The 24729-nt window shown below is 68.2% G+C and carries 30 protein-coding genes; 17 read left to right on the top strand and 13 right to left on the bottom strand.

The window, feature by feature from the left end:
* Positions 1-21 precede the first annotated feature (21 nt).
* Positions 22-600, top strand: coding sequence for a LysE family translocator (locus SNOV_RS03425; protein ID WP_041781948.1), 579 nt, complete (start codon positions 22-24; stop codon positions 598-600).
* A gap of 40 nt (positions 601-640) precedes the next feature.
* On the opposite strand, the gene SNOV_RS03420 is transcribed toward SNOV_RS03425, so the two are convergent.
* A complete protein-coding gene (locus SNOV_RS03420; RefSeq protein ID WP_013165515.1) occupies positions 641-1147 on the bottom strand; it encodes a YcgN family cysteine cluster protein in 507 nt (168 codons plus the stop codon).
* 170 nt (positions 1148-1317) lie between these two features.
* Here SNOV_RS03420 and SNOV_RS03415 point away from each other — a divergent pair, with 170 nt between their 5' ends.
* The 3 genes from SNOV_RS03415 (at position 1318) to SNOV_RS03405 (ending at position 4820) form a co-directional block, all read left to right on the top strand.
* Positions 1318-3567 carry a transglycosylase domain-containing protein gene (locus SNOV_RS03415; RefSeq protein WP_013165514.1) on the top strand — a complete coding sequence of 750 codons (2250 nt, stop codon included), beginning with the start codon at positions 1318-1320 and terminating at the stop codon, positions 3565-3567.
* 73 nt (positions 3568-3640) lie between these two features.
* The gene (locus SNOV_RS03410) at positions 3641-4231 is read left to right on the top strand and encodes a DUF1214 domain-containing protein (protein ID WP_013165513.1); all 591 of its coding nucleotides are present in this window, start codon (positions 3641-3643) and stop codon (positions 4229-4231) included.
* A gap of 43 nt (positions 4232-4274) precedes the next feature.
* On the top strand, positions 4275-4820 hold the full coding sequence (locus SNOV_RS03405) for a DUF1254 domain-containing protein (RefSeq protein ID WP_013165512.1): 546 nt from the start codon (positions 4275-4277) through the stop codon (positions 4818-4820).
* Here the strand turns inward: SNOV_RS03405 and SNOV_RS23710 are convergent.
* On the bottom strand, positions 4815-4985 hold the full coding sequence (locus SNOV_RS23710; RefSeq protein ID WP_013165511.1) for a hypothetical protein: 171 nt from the start codon (positions 4983-4985) through the stop codon (positions 4815-4817). The two genes, SNOV_RS03405 and SNOV_RS23710, sit on opposite strands and share 6 nt — an antisense overlap.
* Before the next feature lie 138 nt (positions 4986-5123).
* On the opposite strand from SNOV_RS23710, the gene SNOV_RS03400 reads away from it, so the two are divergent.
* Positions 5124-6365: a DUF2336 domain-containing protein gene (locus tag SNOV_RS03400; RefSeq protein ID WP_049785690.1), complete on the top strand. Its 1242-nt coding sequence runs from the start codon at positions 5124-5126 to the stop codon at positions 6363-6365.
* Between the two features lie 6 nt (positions 6366-6371).
* Here SNOV_RS03400 and SNOV_RS03395 read toward each other — a convergent pair whose 3' ends face one another.
* Both SNOV_RS03395 and SNOV_RS03390 read right to left on the bottom strand, forming a co-directional pair.
* A complete protein-coding gene (locus SNOV_RS03395) occupies positions 6372-6716 on the bottom strand; it encodes a DUF1491 family protein (protein WP_013165509.1) in 345 nt (114 codons plus the stop codon).
* An 8-nt stretch (positions 6717-6724) separates the two neighbouring features.
* The gene (locus tag SNOV_RS03390; protein ID WP_013165508.1) at positions 6725-7402 is read right to left on the bottom strand and encodes a peptidoglycan-binding domain-containing protein; all 678 of its coding nucleotides are present in this window, start codon (positions 7400-7402) and stop codon (positions 6725-6727) included.
* A gap of 216 nt (positions 7403-7618) precedes the next feature.
* On the opposite strand from SNOV_RS03390, the gene SNOV_RS03385 reads away from it, so the two are divergent.
* A complete protein-coding gene (locus SNOV_RS03385) occupies positions 7619-8101 on the top strand; it encodes a DUF5330 domain-containing protein (protein WP_013165507.1) in 483 nt (160 codons plus the stop codon).
* 70 nt (positions 8102-8171) lie between these two features.
* Positions 8172-8612, top strand: a complete 441-nt coding sequence (locus tag SNOV_RS03380) for a SufE family protein (RefSeq protein WP_013165506.1) — start codon at positions 8172-8174, stop codon at positions 8610-8612.
* On the opposite strand, the gene SNOV_RS03375 is transcribed toward SNOV_RS03380, so the two are convergent.
* Both SNOV_RS03375 and SNOV_RS03370 read right to left on the bottom strand, forming a co-directional pair.
* Positions 8600-9148, bottom strand: a complete 549-nt coding sequence (locus tag SNOV_RS03375) for a DUF6456 domain-containing protein (protein WP_013165505.1) — start codon at positions 9146-9148, stop codon at positions 8600-8602. The two genes, SNOV_RS03380 and SNOV_RS03375, sit on opposite strands and share 13 nt — an antisense overlap.
* Positions 9141-9479, bottom strand: a complete 339-nt coding sequence (locus SNOV_RS03370) for a helix-turn-helix domain-containing protein (protein WP_086012041.1) — start codon at positions 9477-9479, stop codon at positions 9141-9143. Before SNOV_RS03370 ends, SNOV_RS03375 begins: the two co-directional genes overlap by 8 nt.
* Positions 9480-9663: 184 nt before the next feature.
* Here SNOV_RS03370 and SNOV_RS03365 point away from each other — a divergent pair, with 184 nt between their 5' ends.
* Complete coding sequence (locus tag SNOV_RS03365; RefSeq protein ID WP_187291093.1) at positions 9664-9960, top strand: hypothetical protein; 297 nt, start codon at positions 9664-9666, stop codon at positions 9958-9960.
* 57 nt (positions 9961-10017) lie between these two features.
* On the opposite strand, the gene SNOV_RS03360 is transcribed toward SNOV_RS03365, so the two are convergent.
* Positions 10018-10440: a Ros/MucR family transcriptional regulator gene (locus SNOV_RS03360; RefSeq protein WP_013165503.1), complete on the bottom strand. Its 423-nt coding sequence runs from the start codon at positions 10438-10440 to the stop codon at positions 10018-10020.
* Between the two features lie 365 nt (positions 10441-10805).
* Between SNOV_RS03360 and msrB the strand changes: the two genes are divergently transcribed.
* The gene (gene msrB, locus SNOV_RS03355) at positions 10806-11243 is read left to right on the top strand and encodes a peptide-methionine (R)-S-oxide reductase MsrB (protein ID WP_013165502.1); all 438 of its coding nucleotides are present in this window, start codon (positions 10806-10808) and stop codon (positions 11241-11243) included.
* Entirely contained in the window at positions 11240-13351 is a 2112-nt protein-coding gene (locus tag SNOV_RS03350; RefSeq protein ID WP_013165501.1) for a S9 family peptidase, read from the top strand. Before msrB ends, SNOV_RS03350 begins: the two co-directional genes overlap by 4 nt.
* 49 nt (positions 13352-13400) lie before the next feature.
* Here the strand turns inward: SNOV_RS03350 and SNOV_RS03345 are convergent, their stop codons facing one another.
* Positions 13401-14279: a hypothetical protein gene (locus SNOV_RS03345; RefSeq protein ID WP_013165500.1), complete on the bottom strand. Its 879-nt coding sequence runs from the start codon at positions 14277-14279 to the stop codon at positions 13401-13403.
* 261 nt (positions 14280-14540) lie between these two features.
* Here SNOV_RS03345 and SNOV_RS03340 point away from each other — a divergent pair, with 261 nt between their 5' ends.
* On the top strand, positions 14541-15137 hold the full coding sequence (locus tag SNOV_RS03340; RefSeq protein ID WP_013165499.1) for a superoxide dismutase: 597 nt from the start codon (positions 14541-14543) through the stop codon (positions 15135-15137).
* 55 nt (positions 15138-15192) lie between these two features.
* Here the strand turns inward: SNOV_RS03340 and SNOV_RS03335 are convergent, their stop codons facing one another.
* Positions 15193-15579, bottom strand: coding sequence for a hypothetical protein (locus SNOV_RS03335; RefSeq protein WP_013165498.1), 387 nt, complete (start codon positions 15577-15579; stop codon positions 15193-15195).
* Between the two features lie 112 nt (positions 15580-15691).
* Positions 15692-16678 carry a zinc transporter ZntB gene (locus tag SNOV_RS03330; protein ID WP_013165497.1) on the bottom strand — a complete coding sequence of 329 codons (987 nt, stop codon included), beginning with the start codon at positions 16676-16678 and terminating at the stop codon, positions 15692-15694.
* Positions 16679-16856: 178 nt separating this feature from the next.
* Between SNOV_RS03330 and SNOV_RS03325 the strand changes: the two genes are divergently transcribed.
* The gene (locus SNOV_RS03325) at positions 16857-17177 is read left to right on the top strand and encodes a hypothetical protein (protein ID WP_013165496.1); all 321 of its coding nucleotides are present in this window, start codon (positions 16857-16859) and stop codon (positions 17175-17177) included.
* A gap of 77 nt (positions 17178-17254) precedes the next feature.
* Here the strand turns inward: SNOV_RS03325 and folK are convergent, their stop codons facing one another.
* Complete coding sequence (gene folK, locus SNOV_RS03320) at positions 17255-17806, bottom strand: 2-amino-4-hydroxy-6-hydroxymethyldihydropteridine diphosphokinase (RefSeq protein WP_013165495.1); 552 nt, start codon at positions 17804-17806, stop codon at positions 17255-17257.
* Complete coding sequence (gene folP / locus SNOV_RS03315) at positions 17796-18638, bottom strand: dihydropteroate synthase (RefSeq protein ID WP_013165494.1); 843 nt, start codon at positions 18636-18638, stop codon at positions 17796-17798. The genes folK and folP overlap by 11 nt, the downstream gene beginning before the upstream one ends.
* A 187-nt stretch (positions 18639-18825) precedes the next feature.
* Here folP and SNOV_RS03310 point away from each other — a divergent pair, with 187 nt between their 5' ends.
* The 3 genes from SNOV_RS03310 to SNOV_RS03300 all read left to right on the top strand — a co-directional run bounded on the left by SNOV_RS03310 (position 18826) and on the right by SNOV_RS03300 (position 22863).
* Positions 18826-20352 (top strand): helicase HerA-like domain-containing protein, encoded by a 1527-nt coding sequence (locus SNOV_RS03310; RefSeq protein ID WP_013165493.1) that lies wholly within the window; start codon positions 18826-18828, stop codon positions 20350-20352.
* A 129-nt stretch (positions 20353-20481) separates the two neighbouring features.
* Positions 20482-21864 carry a dipeptidase gene (locus tag SNOV_RS03305; RefSeq protein WP_013165492.1) on the top strand — a complete coding sequence of 461 codons (1383 nt, stop codon included), beginning with the start codon at positions 20482-20484 and terminating at the stop codon, positions 21862-21864.
* Between the two features lie 138 nt (positions 21865-22002).
* The gene (locus SNOV_RS03300) at positions 22003-22863 is read left to right on the top strand and encodes a branched-chain amino acid aminotransferase (RefSeq protein WP_013165491.1); all 861 of its coding nucleotides are present in this window, start codon (positions 22003-22005) and stop codon (positions 22861-22863) included.
* Positions 22864-22932: 69 nt separating this feature from the next.
* On the opposite strand, the gene SNOV_RS03295 is transcribed toward SNOV_RS03300, so the two are convergent.
* Entirely contained in the window at positions 22933-23136 is a 204-nt protein-coding gene (locus SNOV_RS03295) for a CsbD family protein (RefSeq protein WP_013165490.1), read from the bottom strand.
* 90 nt (positions 23137-23226) lie between these two features.
* Between SNOV_RS03295 and meaB the strand changes: the two genes are divergently transcribed.
* A complete protein-coding gene (gene meaB / locus SNOV_RS03290; RefSeq protein WP_013165489.1) occupies positions 23227-24222 on the top strand; it encodes a methylmalonyl Co-A mutase-associated GTPase MeaB in 996 nt (331 codons plus the stop codon).
* Between the two features lie 115 nt (positions 24223-24337).
* Entirely contained in the window at positions 24338-24724 is a 387-nt protein-coding gene (locus tag SNOV_RS03285; protein WP_013165488.1) for a response regulator, read from the top strand.
* The last annotated feature ends 5 nt before the right edge of the window (positions 24725-24729 follow it).

Below are 24729 nucleotides of genomic sequence, written 5' to 3'. Positions count from 1 at the left end.
GGCGCCGCTAGACGCGACGGTATGACCGATCCCCTGCTGTTCGCCCTCGCCGCGCTCGCTATCCTCGCGACTCCCGGACCGACCAATTCGCTGCTGGCCACCGGCGCCGCCTCCGCCGGCTTCCGGCAGGCGCTGCCGCTCGTGCCGGCGGAAGCGGCCGGCTATCTCATCGCCATCTCGGTGATCGGCTACGGGCTCGGCCCGGCCGTGGCGGCGTCGCCGTCGCTCGGCATCGCCCTGCGCCTCGCCGTCGGCGCCTATCTCGTCGCGCTCGCCTGGAAGCTCTGGCCCGGCGCCCGGCGGCCGGCGCTGGTCGCCGGCATCGTCACCCCCGCCCGCGTCTTCCTGACCACGCTGCTCAACCCGAAGGCCATTGTCTTCGCCCTCGCCGTCGTGCCGCTGCAGGCGGACTACGGCTGGGCCTACCTTCTCTCCTTCGGCTGCCTCGTCGCCGGCGTGGCGCTTGGCTGGATCGGCTTCGGCGCGCTGCTGGGGCGCACGGTCGAGACCACCGCCTGCGAGGGGCTGGTCCCGCGCGTCGGCGCCGCCGTGGTCGGCACCTTCGCCATCGTGCTGCTGACCGCCCCGCTGGTGCGCTGACGGCGTTCGGAAAGCTCGGGCAACCGACCCTGAGCGCCGTTCAGCCCTTCCGCCGTTGCGCGGCCGGTCGCTGCATGGCGCCACGTGGCAGGCGCAGGGGCCAGCGCACCATGTGGTCGACGAAGTCCTCGAGCGGCAGTTCGTCCTCCAGCGCCGCCACCTTGCCGCGCACCGAGACGCCGGCCGCGTGCACCGTGTCCCTGTCACCGGAGACGAGGTGGTGCCACCAGTAGAGGTCGCGCCCCTCCTCGACCAGCCGATAGGCGCAGGAGGGCGGCAGCCAGTCGATGGCGCGCACGGTCTCGGGCGTCAGGCGCACGCAGTCCTCGATCTGCGCCTGCCGGTTCGGGTAGTCGCGGCAGCGGCAGCCGAACTCGTCGAGCAGCTTGCAGCCGATGTCGGTATAGGCGATGGCCTCGGTGTCCTCGTCCTGCAATTTGACGAGGCAGCAGCGCCCGCAGCCGTCGCACAGACTCTCCCACTCGGAAGAGTCCATTTCTTCCAATGACTTGGTGCGCCAGAACGGCGCGGTGTCGGTATCGGCCATGGGAATCCGTGAGGCGCCGGAGCGGGCCGGCCCCGCTTTCCCAAACGCCGTTCAAACCTTAGATAGCCCCACCGTTTCGCCATTGCGAGCCCTCATGCCGCCCTCGTGCAGCGGCGGAGGCTCGGCTATAAGGGCGGAACGTCGCCACGGGCGGCCAGGAGAGTACGGGCTTGAACGACACGCCGAACACCGATGCGCCGGAGGGGGCTCCGGAAGGCACGACGCCCGAAGGCGCGCCGGAAGGTTCGCCCCCGCCATCCAAGGGGCGCTGGCGGCTGCGCAACGTCCTGCTGGCCATCGATTCCTGGATCGACAGCACCATCTATTCCGGGGGTGTCGGCCTGCGCTCGACCTGGGACAGCTTCGTCGCCTTCACCGAGCGCTTCAACGTGCAGGGCCCGGCGCGCTGGGGCATCTCGCTCGCCTCCGAGGGCATGACCTGGGGCACGGTCGGCGCCGTGCTTATGCTGGCGCTCGCCGTCCCGGCGTTCCGCGAGACCTCGGACGACTGGCTCAAGCGCGCCGAGCTCTCCGTCACCTTCCTCGACCGCTATGGCAACACCATCGGCGAGCGCGGCATCCGCCACAACGACACGGTGCCGCTGGAGGAATTCCCCGACCACCTGATCAAGGCGGTGCTCGCCACTGAGGACCGGCGCTTCTACGACCATTTCGGCATCGACATCCCCGGCACCTTCCGCGCCGTGCTGTCGAACGCGCGCGCGGGCGGCGTGGTGCAGGGCGGCTCCTCCATCACCCAGCAGTTGGCCAAGAACCTGTTCCTGTCGAACGAGCGCACGCTCGAGCGCAAGATCAAGGAAGCCTTCCTGGCGCTGTGGCTGGAGTTCCACCTCACCAAGAACCAGATCCTCAAGCTCTATCTCGATCGCGCCTATATGGGCGGCGGCGCCTTTGGCGTCGACGCGGCATCGCAGTACTATTTCGGCAAGTCCGCCCGCGACGTGAACCTCGCAGAGGCCGCCATGCTGGCCGGCCTGTTCAAGGCGCCGTCGAAATTCGCCCCCCATGTCAACCTGCCGGCGGCGCGCGGGCGCGCCAGCGTCGTGCTCGACAACCTCGTCGATGCCGGCTTCATGACCGAGGGCCAGGTGTTCGGCGCCCGCCGCAACCCGGCGACGCCGATCGACCGCAAGCAGGACGATCTGCCGGAATATTATCTCGATTTCGCCTTCGACCAGGTGAAGCGCATCGTCGACACCCTGCCCAAGGGCTATGCCGAGCGCTCCTTCATCGTGCGCACGGCGCTCGATCCCAACATCCAGAAGGCGGCCGACACCGCCATCCGTGACAGCCTGAAGCAGTTCGGCAAGGATTACGGCGCGTCGCAATCGGCCATGGTGGTGATGGAGCCGAACGGCGCCGTGCGCGCCATGGTCGGCGGGCGCGACTATGGCGAGAGCCAGTTCAACCGCGCCACCGACGCGCTGCGCCAGCCAGGCTCGTCCTTCAAGCCCTATGTCTACACCGCGGCGCTGATGACCGGGAAATACAAGCCCAACACCATCGTTGTGGACGGGCCGATCTGCATCGGCAACTGGTGCCCGCAGAATTACGGCCGCTCCTATGCCGGCCGGATCCCGCTGATCACGGCGCTGACCCGTTCGCTGAACACGGTGGCGGTGAAGCTGGCGGAAGCCATCGGGCGCGGCCGCATCGTCAATCTCGCCCACGCCATGGGCGTGAAGAGCGAGCTCAAGATCACCCGCGCGCTCCCTCTCGGCGCTGCCGAGGTGACGGTACTCGACCAGGCGACCGGCTATGCCGTCTTCGCCTCCGGCGGCATGTCGGTCGACCCGCATGCGGTGATCGAAATGCGCACGCCCGCGGGCGATCCGGTCTGGAGCTTCGCCCAGAACGGGCCCAAGCCGCACCAGGTGATCCCGCCCGACATCATCGCCATGATCAACCCGATGCTGAACAGCGTGGTGGAGAACGGCACCGGCCGGCGCGCCATGATCCCGGGCACCAAGGTCTCCGGCAAGACCGGCACTACCAACGCCTATCGCGACGCCTGGTTCGTCGGCTTCACCGGCAATTACGTGGGGGCGATCTGGTTCGGCAATGACGATTACGCCCCGACCCGCAAGATGACCGGCGGCACGCTGCCGGCCATGACCTGGCAGAAGGTGATGGCCTTCGCCCATCAGGGCATCGAGCTGAAGCCGACGCCGGGCCTGGGCAACCAGCCGGCGCCGGTGCTCGATGGCGCGGTGGCGCAGGCGACGCCGCTCGACATCCAGGGCGTGCAGCGTCCCGTCACCCTCACCCCGGCCTCCGCCGAGCGGCTGATGGCGCTCTCCGCCCGGCTGCGCGAAGCGGCGACTCAGCCAGTGCGCCGCCCCACCGCCGCCATGGAGCCGGGGCAGCTTGCCGCCACCCCGGCGGTCGGCAGCAACTGACGTTTCGCCGCGATTGACCTTCGCGCGTCCTGCGCCCATGCATGGGACGCGCTCCACCGGATTGTCCTGACCCGTGCGTTCCCTGCTGTTCCTCCTGACACTGGCCATTGGCGCCGTCATCGGCCTCGGCCTCACCTGGGTGACCACGGTGAATGGCTACGGGCCGGGGCTGGTGCGCTCGGGACCGTGGGAGACCTGGCCGAAGGCCGGCACCGAGACGGCAGACCCTTACGCCCGCGCCGCGCTCGCCCGCGCCGGCGAATTGCCGCTGGAACTCGCCGACGGCATTGCCTTTACCGCCACCACCGATTCCAATGGTCGCGCGCTCGACGGGCGCTGCGACATCCGCCTGTCCGGCAGCCTGCCGCAGGCGCGCTTCTGGACGCTCACCGCCACCGACAATCAGGGCCGGCTGATCGAGAACGCCGCCGAGCGCACCGGCTTCACCAGCGCCGAGGTGGTGTGGAACCGCGACGGCACGCTCGACGTCGCGCTCGGACCGCGGGCGCGTCCGGGCAACTGGCTGCCGACCGGCGCGCGTGATCGCATCGTCCTCACGCTGCGCCTCTACGATACCCCCGTCGGCCTCGCCAACCGGACCAGCGACGCCCCGGACATGCCGCGGCTGCTGGTCGAGCACTGCCCATGGGAGCGAAGCTCATGACGGTCACCGCCCGGAGCCTTGCAGGCGCCCGGAGTTTTGCCCGATGAAGCGGCTGGTCCTGCCCATCGTCGCCGGCCTCGTGCTCGGCGGCATCGTCCATCTCGTGGCGGTGCTGATCCTGCCCTATCTAGCCGAACAGGACGCCTATGCCCGGCTCTCCGCCGTCGGCAGCGCCAACATGGTGGCGCAGATCGACGACCCGTCGGCGCTCGGCGCCGTGCTGCCAGCGACCGATCCGGCCTTCGTCTCGGCCGTGTGCCTCTACAATCTGAGCGAAGGCCCGCTGAAGGTGCGCGTGCCGACCACCGAAGACTACACCTCGGTGTCGTTCTACACGCGCTACGGGCTTCCCTTCTATGCCATCAACGACCGCTCGGCCGGGCGCAGCATCATCGAACTGGACCTGATGAATTCGAAGCAGCGCGCCGCGCTGCCGGAGGACGAGGAGGTCACTGCTGCCGACCGCCTCATCGTCGAGTCGCCGGATGACGAGGGTATCGTTCTCATCCGCGCCATGGTGCGCGAACGTGGCGCCCGTGACGAGGTCAAGGCGCGGATGGACGCCGCTACGTGCGGCGCGCCGTCATAGCGGCTCCCGCGCCGCCGGCTTCACCGGGGCCAGCGGCACCGGCTCGTGGCGCAGGAACTGCACCACTGGGAGAATGACCACCTCGCCCGGATAATCGGGCGGCACACGGACGCCACGGGTCTCGCCCTGCGTCCGACGGATCGGAAACGGAATCACCGCGCCCATCGCGCCCTCCGCTGTTCCATCAACCGGACATGACCCAGTAGGGGTCATTATGGTTAACGCCTTTCTAACGTTCGCCACTTAGCTTGGTTTCGCGCCCCGTCCGGGATCGCAATGCCCTTATCGAGCAGCCCGCCGCCCATGTCTTCCACATCCGGCTCCGGCCCTTCCGATTCGAACGACCAGCTGCGCCGGCCGCCCGGAGACACGCGCCCGGACATGCTGCGCCTGCTGGTGCAGGAGTTCGTGAAGCGGCCGATCCGGAACGAGGCGGCGGACGCGCGATTCGTCACCCTCGCGACCCGCCTCGTCGAGGCGGTGGACGCACCGGTCGCCGCCCGCATCGTGCGCGAGCTGGCGCCGCATCCGGATGTGCCACGCGCGCTGGTGCTGCATCTTGCTACCGCGCCGCTCTCCATCGCCGGGCCGTTCCTGCGCCTGTCACCGGTGCTCGACGAGGCCGACCTCGCCCATCTCGCCGAAAGCGCCGGGCCCTCGCACCTCGCGGCAATTGCTGCCCGTCGGGACGTCTCGCCGACGCTCGCCAAGCGCATCGCCGAGCTGGTGCACCGCCGCGGCGAGGAAGTCGCGCAGGCGGAGCCGATGGTCGCGGCGGCGCCCGACGACGCGCCGGGCGAGGACGTTGAAAGCGCGGCCGATCAGCCGATCGTTCCTCCGGTCGAGACCGCCGATGCCCCGGTGGTCGTCGAGGCTGACGCCGCTCCGCCGGAACCAGCCGCCATGGATGTGAACGCCGAGCCGGAGATCACGGAAGTCCCGGCCAGCGAGCCGGAGACGGCAGCACTGCCGGCAACCGACGCCGAGCCCTCCCCCGCCCCGGCTCCCGTCCCGCCGATCGATTATTTCGCCGCGGGCCCGGAGGAACGTGCCGCCTTCGTCGCCCGGCTCGTCACCTTGCCACCGCTGCCGCTGGCCGAGCGCGTGGCCGCGCCGCCGCCCGGCTTCATCGACATGCTGCTCGATGCCGCCAAGGCCAGCAGCGCCGACGATGTTGCCGGGCTGCTGGAGCGCACGCTCGGGATCACGGAAGCCAATGCGCAGCGCATCGTCGCGGATGCGACCGGCGAGGCGCTCGCCGTCGCCGCGCGGGCGCTCGGCCTGTCCTTCGCCATCCTGTCGCGCGTGCTGTTCCGACTGCACCCCGTCGCCGGCCGCTCGGCGGCTCAGATGACGCGCCTCGCCGAGATGTTCGACAGTCTCCCCACCGCCAGCGCGCAGCATCTTGTGGCGTCCTGGCGCGCCGGGCGGCGCATTCCGCGCGAGCGGGCGGAGGAAACGCCCTCCATGCGCAGCTTCGCGCAGCCGCATCCCGCGCCGCAGACGGCGGCGGACGCCGCTGACAGAGGCCGCCGTAACGGCTGAAAGCTTTCAGCCTTCGCTCAGTTCGAGGAAATACCGGCCTTCGCGGTCCTCGATCTCGACGAACCACAGGTCGGGATCGAAGCCGATCTCGCGCGCCATGCGCTCCTCCGCCTCGCTTTCGGGCGCACCGGGTGCCACCAGCGAACGGAACAGCCGCGCGCCCGGCTCCGGCTCGGCATCGAGCGAGGGCAACGCCGGGCCGTAGAGCGCGGCACGGCCGTCAAGCGTCGCCACCTTGACGAAGATCGCCCCCGCCTCCTCCGCCCCGCGCCGGCGGACGGCGGCAAAGGCGCCGACGCCATTGGCCCGGCGCACCAGCGCGGAGACGAAGATCGCGCTTTTCAGCCGCATCGCCCGACCTATTGGATGGAAAGGCCCGCCACGGCATTCAGCTCGCGGATCAGCCGGTCGGAGACGTCGCCGGTCACCGGCAGGCGGCGGTCGCGCTCGAAGCGCTCGATCGCCTGCTTGGTCGCCTCGCCGGTGCGCCCGTCGACCCGAAGCGGGCCGTAGCCGAGGCGGGCCAGCGCCTTCTGAATCTCCACGATGCGCGGCGACACCGGCACCTCGCCAGGTGGCAGCAGCGAGGCGATGCTCGGCGCGGCGGCGGGAGCGGCGATCGCCACGGGCGTGGCGGCGGCAGGCGCGGGAGCCGCCGCGCGGGGCGGCGGCGCCGGCTTGGATGGGGGCAGTGGTGCGACCGGCGTGGCAGCGGCCGGCGGGGTCATGGCAGCCGCCGGCTGCGGCGCGGGAGCGGCTGCCGGCGCGGCGGGCGCAACGGGCGCGGGATTGTGCACCTGGCGGATATCGGCCGGCGCCGCGGCCGGGGTCGGCACCGCCGAGGAACGAGCCCCTCCGGACCGGCCCTGCTGCAAGGCTAGCGCATTGAACAGCACGGCAGCGCTCGCCGTGCCGGCAAGGGCAATCATGAACAGGTCGGACCGCCGGCGGCTCGGACGATAGGGACGACCAGCGACGCGCTCGCCGTCGAGGTCGATGTCGTCCACCAGGAGGTCGCTTGCATAGGAACGGGGCATGGCAACCGAATCGTGGTGCGCCCGACGGCGCCAGGAGCCCGCACTGTGCCATGCGGGGTTTAAGCGAACCCTAAAAGCGGCGACGTACTTAACACCGGCTTTCCGCGATCGTCGGATTCTGCGCTTTTCCAACACATGTTGAGCAACCCGTGGTCGCTATTGTGCACCTCCTGAAAGGTTCAAAGGGCTCCCTCGGCGAAGACCGCGAGAAGGATCATGTTCTTCCTGCTGCGCATCGGTTTCTGGCTGACCATCGTGTTTCTGCTGCTGCCGGCGGTGACCGGCGGCCCGTCGCCGCACGGCGCCTCGGGCAATGGCGAGCCGCAGGTCAGCGCGGTCGAAGCCCTGTCCGCCGCCTCCTCGGCGGTCGCGGATGCCGGAGGCTTCTGCGAACGCCAGCCGCAGGCCTGCACCATCGGCGCCGGGCTGATCGCCATGATCTCGGAGCGCGCCGAGGCCGGCGCCCGCTTCGCGCTGAGCTACCTCTCCGAGCAGATCCTCGAGGAGAAGCGCAAGGCGGCCACCCGCGCCCTTGGCGCGCCGACCGGCGACACCCTTACCACCCACGACCTCAGCCCGAACTGGCAGGGGCCGAAGCTGCCGGCCGCCCTTGTGGCGCCTTCCGCGCCGGACCCCGCGGAGGCCCGCCCGGCCGCTCCCGCCAACGCCGTGCCGCTGCCGCCAAAGCGCCCGGCCTGAACGCGAAAACCCGCCGAAGCATTGCGCCTGCCGCCCCTGCGCCACTATATGCGGGAGGCGAGAGGCGCTTATGACCACAAAGATCGACAGCATCATCGAGGACTTCGAGCTCCTCGACAATTGGGACGACCGCTACCGCTACCTCATCGAGCTGGGCCGCACCCTGCCGCCCTTCCCCGAGGAGGAGCGGAGCGACCGCACCAAGGTGCAGGGCTGTGCCAGCCAGGTCTGGCTGGTGAGCGATGTGAGCCGGGGCGAGGACGGCCCGCGCCTCGCCTTCGTCGGCGATTCCGACGCGCATATCGTACGCGGCCTCATCGCCATCCTGCTGGCGCTCTACTCTGGCCGCGCCGCCCGCGACATCGTCGCCACCGATCCGGCCGGCGTGTTCGAGCGCATCGGGCTGAAGGACCACCTCACCCCGCAGCGCTCCAACGGGCTGCGCTCCATGGTCGAGCGCATCCGCGCCGATGCCCGCCGGACCTTGGCCGAGACCGCTCAGGGCGCCTGATCCCCCGCCTTCCAGACACGGGTGCGCGAGCGCGCCGGCCCCTGCGCCGCCTCGCTCAGCCCGTAATGCCGAGCCAGCCGATCGAGCGCCAGCGACAGCACCACCTTGGCGGTGCGGGACGGCCAGCCGCGCTCCTGCTCGACCTGCTCCAGCCCTTTGAGGAAGCAGCACACATCCATCAGCAGGCCGGAGAATTCCGGCCCCGCCGCCTCCAGCGCGCGCGAGAGCCGCTGGCGGGCGGCCAGCGCCGCCTCGGGAATGGTGAGCCCCGGCGCGCCGCGCGTCGACGAGCGCGCCACCGCGCCCCAATCGGCGGTCAATCTCGGCGTCATCTGTGCACGGGTGAAATCGGCCCGCAGCCGCTCGCCAGCGACGAGCTGCGCCGGCGAGATGAAGATCCTCCCGTCCCGTCCGCGCCGCCGCGCCAGCCAGCCCAGCGGGCTTTCCTCCAGGTCGATGGTGACGGCGCTGCGCTCGCCGGCGATCTCGACCTCGATCCGGTCCAGCTTGCGCTCAGCCAGTTTTCGTTCAGCCATGGACGCCTCCCCGGGCCAGCGCGCCCCGCACCTCGTCCTCCAGCGCCGCCACATGGTCGTTCCAGCCGGCGACCTCCCGCCGCTCCTCGATCATGCGGCAGGCATGGGCGACGGTGGAGCGGTGACGGCCGAAGTCGCGGGCGACCCGGCTCATCGACAGGCCGAGCCCGACATGGGCAAGGTACATGGCCAGCGCCCGCGCCGAGGAGCAGCGCCGGTCGCGGCGGCCTTCATGCATGAGTGCATCGAACGGCACCTGGACAGCCTCGGCGGCAAACCGCGCCGCGACGAGGCAGGGCCCGGCACCTGCGGGATCGGGGGATCGGATCATCGGCAAACTCCTTAAAAGGAATTTAAGCCTATTATTGATGCCGAAAGTGATCAAGAACAAAAGATGAACATTGCCTTAAACGAGCGCACATAGAATGACGCGGCCTTTTCCCATAGGCCATGAGATAGGAAATTTATCCGCACCCTAGCTACCTCCACCGATACTCGCGGCAGGAGGATCGTCCATGTCATCGCATCATCGAAAGCGCCGCATACGGGCGGTGCGGACCGAAGAGCCGGAAGACGCCATCGCCGCGCGGGCGAAAGCGCTGCGCCCCTTTTTGGGCCGGACACGGGAGGAGCGTCAGACAGCGCTCAGGCGGCTGCTGCGAACGGAGCGCCGCGCCGCCCGCTGCGGCATCGGCTACGACGCCATCCGCCACGCGGCACTGCGCCGGCTCATGGCCGAGGCTGAAAAGATGAACGGAAACAATGAAATCATCGCCCGGACGCGCCCGCATATGCGGCCGGGTACGAGCTGATGCACATCCGGCAATGCCGCCGGACGGCAGGATCGCCTGTCGAGGCCGCCGAATGGCTCAGCCGCGCCCGGCGCGGCGGCGCTGCTGGCCGAGGCCCATCTCCTTGGCGAGCGCCGAGCGCGCCGCCGCATAATTGGGTGCGACCATCGGATAGTCGGCCGGAAGGCCCCACTTCTCGCGATATTCCTCGGGAGTGAGGTTGTACTGCGTGCGCAGGTGCCGCTTCAGCGACTTGAACTTCTTCCCGTCCTCGAGGCAGACGATGAATTCCGGCGCCACGGAACGCTTGATCGGCACCGCCGGTTTGGCCGGCTCGGCGACGGGCTCCGCATCGCCCTTGCCAACGCGCTGCAACGCACCGTGTACGTCCCCGAGAAGGGCCGTCAGGTCATTGGCCGAGACCGAATTGTTGCTCACATAGGCGGAGACGATATCGGCGGCCAGTTCGATATAGCTGTCGGCGTCCTTGGTGTCGCTCATGATACAATCTTCAATGACATCGATTAACCCGAGCACCGCTCGCAGGCGCCCTCTCGCATCCGCCCCAGCGCGCAACAATACGTCGTCACGAAACGTATTCAGTCCACGTCCGGATACATGGCGATAAATAGACTTTGAAAGAGCCGATCACAAGATTTTTCGAGCAAAATTAAACGCAATTCCGCTCCCTTCCCCAAAAGGGACAGGCTCTCGCATTGTTTGCGAAAGCTCAAATCCGTCAAGCCGACGCATTGTATGCACCGCGCCTGCGCTGCACGTGCGAAGCCAAGACTTCGTGAACGGCCTCAACACTTGCCGGGAAGCGGGTGGGCGATTATCTCAGCGAAAAACCTCAAGGATTTCCCATGAACCAGACATCCGGCCGGCCAAAGGTGGTGAAGACGGACGCGGAGTGGCGCGCCCTTCTGACGCCCGAGCAGTACCGCGTGACCCGTGGCCACGGCACCGAATGCGCGTTTTCCGGCCCGCATCTGTCGCAGAAGGAGCCGGGCACCTATAGCTGCGTGTGCTGCGGTGCGCCTCTGTTCCGCTCAGACGCCAAGTTCGAATCGGGCACCGGCTGGCCGAGCTTCTTCCAGCCGGTCGATGCCGAGGCGGTCACGGAATATCATGACCACTCCTACGGCATGCACCGTATCGAGGTGCGTTGCGCCACCTGCGACGCCCATCTCGGTCACGTCTTCCCGGACGGGCCGCGCCCGACCGGGATGCGCTACTGCATGAACGGCGTTGCCATGACCTTCAAGGCCGACGAGCCGGCCGCGCAAGGTGCGGCCTCGTGAGGAGCGAGGCTTCCGGCGGAATTGCCGCTTCTGCGCCCGCCCACCCGCCGCTGGTGCGCAGCTTCCACGGGCAGACGCTCGTCGACCCCTATGCCTGGCTTCGCGCCGACAATTGGCGCGAGGTCATGCGCGACCCGACCGTGCTGGCACCTGACATCCGCGCCTTCCTTAACGCGGAGAACGCGGCGGCGGACGGCTGGTTCGCCCCGCATGCCGAGCTGCGGCGCACGCTGGTCGCCGAGATGCGCGCCCGCATCAAGGAGGACGATTCCTCTGTGCCGGCGACGGACGGCCCCTTTGCCTATTTCACCCGCTTCCGCGAGGGTGGCCAGCATCCGCTGATCTGCCGCCGCCCGGCCGGCGCGGTCGCCGGCGAGACGGTGCTGCTGGACGGCGACGCGCTCGCCGAAGGCAAGGCCTATTTCCAGTTCGGCGATGCCCGCCAGTCGCCCGACCACCGCTTCTACGCCTGGACGGCGGATGAGGCGGGATCCGAGTATTACACGTTGCGCGTCCGCGACATCGCGGCGGATACCGACCTGCCTGATCTCGTCGGCGAGACCACCGGCGACGTGCTGTGGAGCGCTGATGGCACCTATCTCTACTACATCCGCCGTGACGCCGAGCATCGCCCGAGCTTCGTGTATCGGCATGCGCTCGGCGCCGATCCCGCCACGGATATTCTCATCTACGAGGAGCCGGACAAGGGTTTCTTCGTCAGCCTCGGCCGCACCCAGTCGGGCCGCTTCGGTCTCATCTCCTGCGGTGACCACGACACCAGCGAGGTGTGGCTGCTCGATCTCGACGCCCCCCTCGCCCCGCCCGTCCTCGTCGAGCCGCGCGAGCCGAGCCTGCGCTACGGCGTCGAGCACCATCCTTCGCTGGATGGCGTCGAGAGCCTGATCATCGAGACCAATGCCGACGGCGCCGAGGACTTCAAGATCGTCGTCGCGCCGCTGGCCGCTCCCGGGCGCGCCGGCTGGCGCGACCTCGTCCCGCACAAGCCCGGCCGGCTGATCCTCTCGCAGAGCGCCTTCCGCGGCCATCTGGTGCGGCTGGAGCGTGAGGACGGGCTGCCGCGCATCGTCGTGCGCGCGCTCGCCGATGGCGCCGAGCACAGCGTCGCCTTCGCCGAGGAAGCCTATTCGCTCGGCTTCGATCCCGGCTACGGCTTCGACAAGACCGAGATCCGCTTCACCTATTCCTCGATGACCACGCCCTCCGAGGTGTGGGACTACGACGTGGCGAGCCGCGCCCGCGTGCTACGCAAGCGGCAGGAAGTGCCCTCCGGCCACGACCCGAAGCGCTACGTCACCCGCCGGCTGATGGCGCCGGCACCGGATGGCGAGTTGATCCCGGTCTCGCTGCTCTTCGCGAAGGATACGCCGTTCGACGGCAGCGCGCCCTGCCTGCTCTATGGCTATGGCGCCTATGGCATCTCGATCCCGGCTGGCTTCTCCACCTCGCGGCTCTCGCTGGTGGATCGCGGCTTCGTCTATGCCATCGCCCATATACGCGGCGGCACCGAGAAGGGCTGGCGCTGGTACCGCGAAGGCAAGCTGGCGAAGAAGCCGAACACATTCTCCGACTTCATCGCCGCCGCCGAGCATCTGGTGAGCGAGCGCGTCGTGGCCCGCGACCGCATCGTCGCTCATGGCGGCTCGGCGGGCGGCATGCTGATGGGCGCCATCGCCAATATGCGCCGGGAGCTGTTCGCCGGCATCGTCGCCGAGGTGCCCTTCGTCGACGTGCTCAACACCATGCTCGACGACACGCTGCCGCTCACCCCGCCGGAATGGCCGGAATGGGGCAACCCGATCGCCGACGCGGAAGCCTTCGCCGCCATCCGCGCCTATTCGCCCTACGATAATGTCGCGGCGGAGGACTATCCGGCGATCTTCGCCCTCGCCGGGCTGACCGATCCGCGCGTGACCTATTGGGAGCCGGCGAAATGGGTGGCGCGGCTGCGCGAGCTCAAGACCGACAACCGCCCGCTACTGCTGCGCACCAATATGGAGGCGGGACACGGCGGCGCCGCCGGCCGCTTCGACCGGCTGGAAGAGACCGCGCTGGTCTATGCCTTCGCGCTCGCCGTCGCGGGCCGCTGAACAAAAAAGGGCGCCGCGCGGCGCCCTTTTCTTTTCGCAGCGGAGCTGCCTAGCTCTGGCCGCGCCCGCCGCCGGCGACATGCTCGCGCAGGTCCTGCAGCGAGGCAAAGCGCAGCGTGCCGTCAGGCAGGTCGGCCTCGATGGAACCGTCCGAGAACAGCTTGTAGCTCATGCCACCGATGGTGCCGGACTTCAGCACCGTCACCTCCGGCTCGGTGGGTGCCTCTTGCGGCTCCTCGCCGAGGAGGTCAGATTCGCGCAGGAAGGCCGGCGGCGCACTCGGCTCAACTTCGGGCTCTTCGCGCGGACGAGACGGGCGGGGTTCGGGAGAACGGGGCGTCCCCTCGGGGTTTGCAGGCACCGGACGCTCCGGCGCCGATCCGCCCTGCCGCAGGAAGGGCGGCGGCTCGCGGCGCGCAGGCTCGGACCGTGCCGGCTCGGAGGCGGGCCGGAACGGCTCGAAGGCGGGCTTCGGCTCGTGAGCCGGCGCGGGCTCAGCTTCGGGCTCCGCCTCGGCACGCTGGCGACGGAACCACGACGGCAGCCCGCCCGACGGCGCGGCCAGTTCCTCACGCGGCTCGGGGCGCTGCGGTTCGGCCGGCGCCCTGCTCTCCTCGGGGAAGCGCACCGGCGCCGGCATCAATTCCTCGGCCTCGATGACGAGCGCGGTGACATCGGTGCGTCCGGCCGCGGCTTCCTCTTCATAGGGCTCGAAATGGACCGCGCCGTCGAGTTTCTCCGCGATCTCGCGCAAGACCCTCAGAATGAAGCCGAGGGCCAGCAGCAGAAGTCCGCCGACAAAAGCGGTGCTGCCCACCGTCATCAGGGTCGCGCCGGAAGTCGTCTCCGCAGAACCGTATCCAATTGCGCCAAGGACGACACCGAGCGCGGCAACCGCTACGCCGATTCCGATGACAATTGCACCCATCAAGAAACTCCGCCGGACCGATTCGCGGCCGGTCCTCTTCCACAAGACCTTACGTCTAGTACAGCTTCAACGAAAGCGCAGCGCCGCAGATGTCCAGCCGGCGCGAAGGCGGGGGAAGAAATCGGCCGCGCGCGATGCTTTCGGTTGTCCGCCGATCAAGACCGACCTATCTAATCAACGCCGATCTTTCGCGGTGCTCGCGCACCTTGGAAGTACCCGCGCCGGGGTTCGGCCGGATTTCATTTCGCGGAGACAGATTCGATGTCCTTCACGCTTCCCGAGCTTCCCTATGCCTATGACGCGCTCGCTCCCTTCATGTCGCGCGAGACGCTCGAATATCATCACGACAAGCACCACCAGGCTTACGTGACCAACGGCAACAACCTGCTCAAGGGCACCGAGTGGGAAGGCAAGTCGCTGGAGGAGATCGTCAAGGGCTCCTACGGCAAGAATGCCGGCCTCTTCAACAATGCCGGCCAGCACTACAACCACATCCATTTCTGGAAGTGGATGAAGCCGAATGGCGGCGGCGCGATACCGGGCGAACTCGAGAAGAAGATCGTCGAGGACCTCGGCTCGGTCGAGAAGTTCAAGGAAGACTTCGCCCAGGCCGGCGTGACCCAGTTCGGCTCCGGCTGGGCCTGGCTCGCGGTCAAGGACGGCAAGCTCGTCATCACCAAGACCCCGAACGGCGAGAACCCGCTCGTGCACGGCGCGACCCCGATCCTCGGCGTCGACGTGTGGGAGCACTCCTACTACATCGACTACCGCAACCGCCGCCCGGACTATCTCAAGGCCTTCATCGATAGCCTGGTGAACTGGGACTACGTCGCCGAGCTGTATTCCAAGGCGGTCTGACGCCTTTCGAGTTCGTGCATCGCGCCGTCGCCCCCACCGGGCGGCGGCGTTCTGCTTATTTGGGCCCGGGAACCATGGTGCGCGGAGCCCAGCCGCGCGGTGCCGGCGGCCAGCCCTTCACGCAATAGTCGTTCCAGAAATCGAGCTGCCAGGCCGAGCGCCACTGGTAGAGCCAGTTGTCGCACTGCGCCTTGGTGCGGAAGCAGCCATCGGCGGTTCGACCCTCGATGAAATTGTAGTTCCACGGCGAGTAACGGCGCCCGGTGAAATGGCCGTACCAGAGCTGCGCGCCCGGGATCGTCGCCGCCATCTGCCGGCAATTGCCGCCCGGAAAAGTGCCGGTGAACTCATACGCCGCCGCCGGACTCGCCGGGACCAGTGCAGCCAAGGCAAGGCCCAGCGCCATCGCCGCGCCAGGACCGGCCAGGATCAAACGCCTCATGGTAGGGTTCCTCCGGCGGCCGGCGCAACAGGCGCGGCGGTCCGCCGATACCGAATCTAGTCGTCCGAAGGCGCAAGAAAAGAGCCGCTTTCGAGCGCGCAGGAATTTGAATTCACAGCCAGCGGATCATCCGTAGCCAGGCGACGAGACCGACGCCCAGAGCCGCCGCCATCACCGTCACCGCCCAGAAGCCGTTCGGATCCTGGGCACCGGGAATTCCCTCGACATTCATGCCCATCAGGCCGGTCATGAGCGTCAGCGGCGCGAAGATGACCGTCACCGCCGCGAGCACCAGCATGGAGCGGTTCATCTGCTCGGCGCGGCGTTCCACCATCTGGTCGTAGATCACCGCCGCCCGGTCGCGCACGGAATCGAGCTCCTCGGCAAACCGTGTCACTCGATCGGCAGCCTCGCGCAGCCGGTTGCGATCGCGCGGGGAGAGCCACTCCGCATCTTCAAGCGAGAAATGGTTCAGCGCCTCGCGCTGCGGGGCGATGTAGCGGCGCAGGATGATGGCGACGCGGCGCACCTCCGACACCTTGGGGCTGAGATTGGAGAGCGTGGCGCTCAGCACCATCTCCTCGATCTCGTCCGCTTGTTCCGCGAGCGCGGTGATCACCGTATCCATGCGGTCGACGAGGCGCATGGAGAGATCGGCGACGAACTCGCCCGGCGTGCGCGGCGCCCGCCCGCGCTGGATGGCGTCCTCGAAATCCCCCACCGCCGAGAGCGAGCGCTTGCGCACCGAGACGATGCGGTGCGGCTCGACCCAGAAGCGGATGGAGTGCATCTCGTCGGGCAGCGAATAGGGCATCAGGTTGATGCCCCGCAGATTGAGGAAGGCGCCGTTGTCGAACAGCGCGCAGCGCGGCCGCGTCTCCGCCGCCACCAGAGATTCGACGATACTGGGGTCGATGCCGCTCTCGTCCGCCAGCCAGGTGCGTTCGTGCCGGTGATCCAGCTGCTGCAGGTTGATCCAGTCGAAGCCCCGCCCCGCCGGGGGCCCGCCGTGAATCTCGTCCCAGCCGATCCGCCGAGCGCCGCCTGCGCCGTCGAACGTCCAGGCGGAGACAAGACCTTCCCTATCGTAGTCCGGCAAAGCGGCGCTCCTCATTCCCGGCTGAACGCCGGATGAACGGACGGACTGGAATGCGTTCAGATTGATGAACCTATTGCAACAGCCGGTTCAGTTTGGGTTCGGCTGCCCAAGGCTAGCTTTGCGTCCATCCACGGCCAATCCCGGCCGCGAGCGACTAGCAGAGTTTACCGAGGACGTCATGATGCGCTTCGCCAAATCGACCAAGCTCGCCGCGCTCGCTCTCGCGGGCGCCACCATTCTCGCTTCCGCTGGGACCGCCGACGCCGGCTGGCGCGGGCGCGGCCATGGCTGGGGCGGACCCGGCTGGGGTCCCGGCTACTATTACGCTCCGCGTTACCGCCATAACGGCGCCGCCGTCGCCGCCGGCATCATCGGCGGCCTGGCTGTCGGTGCCATTGCCGCGCAGGCCTACAACCAGCCGCGCTGCTGGTACCAGCCGCAGACCTTCTACAACAGCTGGGGCCAGCCCTATTACCGCAACGTGCGGGTGTGCAACTGACGACAGCCGTCCCTGACCCGAGGGGCGACGGAAAAGGCGGCGGAGCGATCCGCCGCCTTTTGCATGTGGGCCGGTTCTCAGTAACCCGCCGGCTGCGGCTCGACCTTGACGATACCGCTGCGGTCGAGCGCCTCCAGAGCCGTGCGGATGGGCCCCCCCTGCACCACGAGGTCGGGCGCCAGTTCGGCCAGCGGGATCAGCGCGAAGGCGCGCTGCATCATGCGCGGATGCGGGATCTCGAGATCCGGCTCGGCGATCACGTCTTCGCCGAAGAGCAAGATGTCGATGTCGATGGTACGCGGCCCGAAGCGCACCTCGCGGGTGCGGTCGCGCCCGAAGGCGTGCTCGACGCCGAGCAGCATGTTGAGCAGTTCCCGCGCCGAGAGCTCGGTCTCCACCGCCACCACCATGTTCAGATACGGCCCCTGCAGCACCGGCCCCCAAGGCGGCGTCTCGTAGAGCGAGGAGCGGGCTATGATCTTCAGCCCGGTGCGGGCGATCAGCCCCACCGCCTTCGCAATGGTCCCGGCGCGGTCGCCGAGATTGGAGCCGAGGCAGAGATAGGCGATGCGCTTCTCGACCTTGCGCGGGCGGCGGACGAAGAATTCGGGCGGCGCCTCACGCGGCATGGAGGATAGCCTCCGTCACCCGCGCCGCCTGCACATGGGCGGCGACGTCGTGCACGCGGATAATGGCGCAGCCGGCCATGATACCGATGACGTTGGAGGCGATGGTGCCCGGCACGCGTTCGGCAGGCGCCGTGTCGATCACCCTGCCGATCAGCGACTTGCGGGAGGTGCCGAGCAGGATCGGGAAGCCGAGCTTGCCGAACTCGCGCAGCGAGGCCAGCGCCTTCAGATTCTGCTCGAAGGTCTTGCCGAAGCCGATGCCGGGATCGAGGCTGATGCGCTCGGGGCGGATGCCCGCCCGCGCCGCCCGTTCCAGCGACTGCTCGAAGAAGCCGATGATGTCGGCGACGATGTCGACCGAATCGTCGACGATGGAACGGTTGTGCATCGCCACCACGCCGGCCTCGTAGCCTGCAGCGACACGCGCGATCTCCGGGTCCCCCATCAGGCCCCAGATGTCGTTGAGGATGGCCGCGCCGCGCTTCAACGCCGCCTCGGCCACCACCGCCTTCTGGGTATCGATGGAGAGCGGCACCGACAGATCGGCCAGCGCCTCGATGACCGGCAGCACGCGGCGCAGTTCCTCCTCGGCCGGCACTGGCGTATGGCCGGGCCGCGTCGATTCCCCGCCGATGTCGATGATGTCGGCGCCTTCCTCGACCATCCGCCGGGCGTTGATGACCGCGTCGTCCAGCGCCGCGCTGCGACCGCCATCGGAGAAGGAATCCGGGGTCACATTGAGGATACCCATCACCAGCGTACGGCCGGCATAGTCCAGCCGGCGACCGCGCGCGTCGAGATAGCGTTGGGTGGGCGGGTCGAGCGAGGCCATGATGCTCCCGGCGTTGATGTTCGCCCTTCAAATCGCGCGGGCGCATCGCGAAGGCAAGCGCCGTGCGACAAATCCCGCCCGCCATGGCGGAAGATAGTATGGGTCGTGCGCCCGCTGTCCCCGCTTGCCGAACCGCCCCCGCCTGCGCTCTAAAGGTGGCCCAGACCTTCGCTCGCAGGAGACGGCCATGTCCGGAGACATCGACGGCAAGATTTTCGTCGGCAAGAGCGAGAAGCCCGAATACCTCACATTGAAGCTCGCCAACCGCCATGGCCTCGCCACCGGCGCCACCGGCACGGGCAAGACCGTCACCCTGCAGACCATCGCGGAAGGCTTCTCGCGCAGCGGCGTGCCGGTCTTCGCCGCCGACATCAAGGGCGACCTCTCCGGCATCGCCATGCCCGGTGAGGGACAGGACTGGATCGTCAAGCGCTGCGAGGAGATCGGCGTCGACTATGTGCCGGACGAATTCCCGGTGATCTTCTGGGACCTGTTTGGCGAGCAGGGCCACCCGGTGCGCGCCACAGTCTCGGAGATGGGCCCGCTGCTGCTGGCGCGGCTGATGGACCTCAACGAGGTGCAGGAAGGCGTGCTCAACGTCGTCTTCCGTATCGCCGACGAGCAGGGCCTGCTGCTGCTCGACCTGAAGGACCTGCGGGCCATGCTGGCCTTCGTGGCGGAGAACGCGGCGAAGCTCACCACCACCTATGGCAATGTCTCGCCCGCCACCGTGGGCGCCATCCAGCGCTCGCTGCTCGTCCTGGAGAACCAGGGCGCCGACAAGTTCTTCGGCGAGCCGGCGCTGAAGATCACCGACTTAATGCGGGTCGATCCGCGCTCGGGCTATGGCACCATCTCGCTGCTCGCCGCCGACAAGCTGATGGGCTCGCCGCGGCTCTACGCTTCCTTCCTGCTCTGGCTGCTCTCCGAATTGTTCGAGGAGCTCCCCGAAGTCGGCGATCCCGACAAGCCGAAGGTCGTGTTCTTCTTCGACGAGGCGCACCTGCTGTTCGACGAGGCGCCCAAGGCGCTGCTCGACAAGATCGAGCAGGTGGTCCGTCTCATCCGCTCCAAGGGTGTCGGCGTCTATTTCGTCACCCAGAATCCGCTCGACGTGCCCGAGAGTGTGCTCGCCCAGCTCGGCAACCGCGTGCAGCACGCGCTGCGTGCCTTCACCCCGCGCGACCAGAAGGCGGTGAAGGCCGCGGCCGATACCTTCCGCCCCAACCCCAAGCTCAACACCGCGCAGGTGATCACCGAGCTCGGCAAGGGCGAGGCGCTGATCTCCATGCTGGAAGGCAACGGCACACCCTCGATGGTCGAACGCACGCTGATCGCCCCGCCTGCCGGACGGGTCGGGCCGATCACGCCGGAATTGCGCAAGGTTGCCATCGAGCGCAGCCCGGTGCGCAACATCTATGACGAGACGCTCGACCGCGAGTCGGCCTCCGAGATGCTGGCCAAGCGTGCCGCCGAAACCGCTCCGGCCGAGGCGCCGGTGACGCCCTCGCCGGGTGCTCCCGCGCCCACCGAGGCCAGCGCGGCCGGTGGCGGCTTCCTCGACAGCGTGCTTGGCGGCCTGTTCGGCACCCGTGCGCCGCGCGGGCGCATGACCATCGGCGAGCAGGTGACCCGGCAGGTCACGCGCGAGCTCACCAACCAGGTCACCAAGGCGATCCTGCGCAACGTGCTCGGCGGCGCGCGGCGGCGATAGGTCATTCCTCCTGGGCGTCATCCCGGAGCGGCCGCAGGCCGCATCCGGGATCGCTCACCGATTTCACGATCCCGGATCTGCGCTTCGCTTCGTCCGGGATGACGGCAAAGAACAACAAGGACTTCCTCCATGGCCGATCTCGACCGCGTTCTCGCCACCGTGGATGCCGATCTCGACGCTTCGCTGGAGCGCCTGTTCGCCTTCCTGCGCATCCCCTCCATCTCGACCGACAGCGCCTATGCGAGCGAGTGCCGCCGTGCCGGCCAGTGGCTGGCCGACGACCTCGCCGGCCTCGGCCTCGACGCGAAGCTCAACGACACCGCCGGCCATCCCATCGTCACCGGCCGCTCGAATACGGGCGCCGCGAAGCGGGTGATGTTCTACGGCCATTACGACGTGCAGCCGGTCGATCCGCTGAACCTGTGGGACAGCCCGCCCTTCGAGCCGCGTCTCGTCGAGAACGCTTCAGGCGTGAAGCGGATCGTCGCCCGCGGCTCCTCGGACGACAAGGGACAGGTGATGACCTTCGTCGAGGCCTGCCGCGCCTATCTCAAGGTGACGGGCAAGCTGCCGGTGGACGTCAGCATCGTCGTCGAGGGCGAGGAGGAAAGCGGCTCGGAGAACATCGGCCCCTTCCTCGCCTCCCACAAGGACGAGCTGGCGGCCGATCTCGCGCTCGTCTGCGACACCGGCATGTGGGATGCGCAGACCCCTGCCATCATCCTCTCGCTGCGCGGGCTGATGCACGACGAGTTCATCGTGCGCTGCGCCGACCGCGACCTGCACTCCGGTTATTACGGCGGCGCCGCGGCCAATCCGCTGCATGTGATCTCGAAGATCATCGGCGGGGTTCACGGCCCGGACGGACGCATCTCCATTCCCGGCTTCTATGACGGCGTCATCGAGCCGCCGGACTATGTGAAGCAGTCCTGGTCCACCCTCGACCTGACGCCGGAGAATTTCCTCGGCCCCGTCGGCCTCGCCAACCCCATCGGCGAGAAGGACCGCCTGCTGATCGAGATGGTTTCCACGCGCCCGACCTTCGAGGTCAACGGCATGTGGGGCGGCTATACGGGCGAGGGCGCCAAGACCGTCATTCCGTCCATCGCCACCGCCAAGATCACCTGTCGCCTCGTCGCAGATCAGGATCCGGCGCATGTGCGCGACGTGGTACGCGCCTATATCCGCTCGAAGCTGCCTTCCGACTGCACGGTCGAATTCCTCAGCGGCGAGGGCAATCGCGCGGTCGCCGTCTCGCACGACAATCCCGCCATCGCCAAGGCCGCCGCGGCGCTGGGCGACGAGTGGGGCACGCCGGCGGTCACCTATGGCGAGGGCGGTTCGATCCCGGTGGTCGGCCAGTTCAAGAAAGTGCTGGGGCAGGACACGCTGCTGGTCGGCTATGCTCTCGACGACGACCGCATCCATTCGCCCAACGAGAAGTACGACCTCACCTCGTTCCACAAGGGCATTCGCAGCTGGGTCCGCATCCTCGCGGCGCTGGCGGACTGAAAACGGGTTGAGGCAACAGCTAATTTCCTTCCTCATCCCCGGGCTTGACCCGGGGACCCGGGGGGACTGGGCGCTCCCGGTCACTGGGTGGCCGGGTCAAGCCCGGCCATGAGGCAAAACATAAAAGAGGGGCACCCGATGACCCAGAGCTGGTCGCGCACCTGGACGTTCTTTGAAGGCCAATGGCACGAGGGCAATGTGCCGATCATGGGCGTGCGCACCCATGCGGCCTGGCTTGGCACCTCGGTGTTCGACGGTGCCCGCGCCTTCGAGGGCGTCACCCCCGACCTCGACCTGCATTGCGAGCGGGTGAACCGCTCGGCGGTGGCGATGGGGCTGAAGCCGTTGATCCCGGTGGAGCAATGGGCGGAACTGACGCGCGAAGGGCTGACGCGCTTCGCGCCCGACGCGGCGCTCTATATCCGCCCCATGTACTGGGCCGAGTTCCCCGGCGCCCGCACCGTCGACGCCGACCCGGAATCCACCCGTTGGTGCCTTAGCCTCTACGAAGCCTCCATGCCTCCACCCAGCCGCGGCGCCGCCATCACCCTGTCACGCTACCGCCGCCCGACCATCGAATGCGCGGTGACCGACGCCAAGGCCGGCTGCCTCTACCCCAACAACAGCCGGGCGCTGGCCGAGGCGCATGCGCGCGGCTTCGACAATGCGGTGTTGTGCGACATGCTCGGCAACGTTGCCGAACTCGCCACCGCCAACCTCTTCATGGTGAAGGACGGTGTCGCCTTCACGCCCGCGCCCAACGGCACCTTCCTCGCCGGCATCACCCGCAACCGCGTCATCAAGCTGCTGCGCGAGGCCGGCGTCGAGGTGGTGGAGGGAGGCCTGACCTGGCCGGACTTCCTCAATGCCGACGAGGTGTTCTCGTCCGGCAATTACTCCAAGGTGTCGCCCATCTCCCGCATCGAGGAGCGCGAATTGCAGCCAGGCCCGATCTTTCGCAAGGCACGCGAGCTCTATTGGGAATTCGCGCACGCCTAGAGCGGTTGCCTGAAACGACAAAGCCCCCGCCTCTGGCGGGGGCTTCCTCGATGCATGAAGCGCAGCCGCTCACATCTTGAAGCGGCGCGACCAGTCGTCGATCTGGCGGTTGGCTTCGTCCTTGGCGAGGCCGTAGCGCTCCTGCAGGAGGCCCTCCAGCTCCTCGCGCTTGCCATGCAGGCGGTCGACGTCGTCGTCGGTCAGCTTGCCCCATTGCTGGCGCACCTGACCCTTCATCTGCTTCCAATTGCCTTCGATCCGATCCCAGTTCATGGGGTCTCTCCCGTTGATGCAAAAGTGCCTCGCCTCGTCAGGCGACGGCGTCGCTGCTAGCATTGGCTATCCAACGCGCAGGTCCCCGAATTGATCCACGCCGCCGCTCCCCTTCCCTCGCTCGAAGAGCTCGTCGAGGGCGTCCGCGCCGGCCGGCGGGCCACGCTCGCGCGGGCCATCACGCTCGTCGAATCGCGCAAGCCCGAACACCGGGCGCTGGCCGAGGAATTGGTGCAGGCGCTGCTGCCCGCCACCGGCAAGGCGATCCGCGTGGGCATCACCGGCGTGCCGGGGGTGGGCAAGTCGACCACGATCGACGCGCTTGGCACCCATCTGCTCGAGCGTGGCCACCGCGTCGCCGTGCTCGCGGTCGATCCCTCGTCCAGCCGCACGGGCGGTTCGATCCTCGGCGACAAGACCCGCATGGCGCGCCTCTCCATGGACGATCGCGCCTTCGTGCGCCCCTCCCCCGCCGCCGGCACGCTGGGGGGTGTCGCGGCGCGCACGCGTGAGACGCTGCTGCTCTGCGAGGCGGCCGGCTACGACGTCGTTCTGGTCGAGACGGTCGGCGTCGGCCAGTCGGAGACGGCGGTGGCGGACATGACCGACACCTTCCTCGTGCTCATGCTGCCGGGCGCCGGCGACGAATTGCAGGGCATCAAGAAGGGCATCATCGAGCTCGCCGACATCCTGGCCGTCAACAAGGCCGACGGGCCGAACGCCCCGCGGGCCAAGAAGGCGGCCGCCGACTACCGCGCCGCGCTGCACCTGCTCGGCGGACGCGAGCCGCACTGGTCGACGCCGGTGCTCACCTATTCCGGCCTTACAGGCGAAGGGATAGAGGAGCTGTGGGGCCAAGTGGTGCTGCACCGCGAGCGCGCCGAGCAGGCAGGCGCCTTGGCCGCCCGGCGCAGCACCCAACAGGTCAAATGGATGTGGGCGCTGTTCGACGATCGGCTGCGTGGCAGGCTGCATGCCGACCCGTCGCTGCGGACCGAGCTTCCCGCCATTGAACGGGCGGTAGCGAATGGTACTCTGGAACCAACATCGGGAGCTTCTCGCCTCGCGGCTCTGCTTGGCTTGTGACACCCCGCAAAAAAGCCGGATTGGGCAGAAACTATTTGTTAACCACGGAATTTCCGGGGTCGGGGGCTGGGGCCCGAACCGCTTGCGGGTGGTGCGGGTAAGGGGTGACGGTCGCATGGAAGGGCAGCACGCGCTGGCCGGACAACGGATTTTCATCGTCGAGGACGAGGCACTCGTGGCGATGATGATGGAAGCAATGATCGAGGAACTCGGCGCCGTCGTCGTGGGTACCGAGGCGCGGATAGGCGATGCGCTGAACTTCGTCGCCCAGCGCCATGGCGAGATCGATGTCGCGGTCCTCGACCTCAATCTCGGCGGCAGCCGAAGCTACGACATCGCCCAAGCGATCAACGGCCACGGCATCCCCATCGTGTTCTCCACCGGCTATGACGACGGCACCATCGAAGACGCCTGGCGCGAGCATCCTCTGCTCAGCAAGCCGTTCCAGCTCGCCGAGCTGGAGGGGGCGCTCGCCCGGGCGCTCGGCACGCGGCGAAGCTGACACGC

Source organism: Ancylobacter novellus DSM 506, from assembly GCF_000092925.1.
GTDB lineage: Bacteria > Pseudomonadota > Alphaproteobacteria > Rhizobiales > Xanthobacteraceae > Ancylobacter > Ancylobacter novellus.
This window is presented reverse-complemented; position numbering and strand designations above follow the sequence as displayed.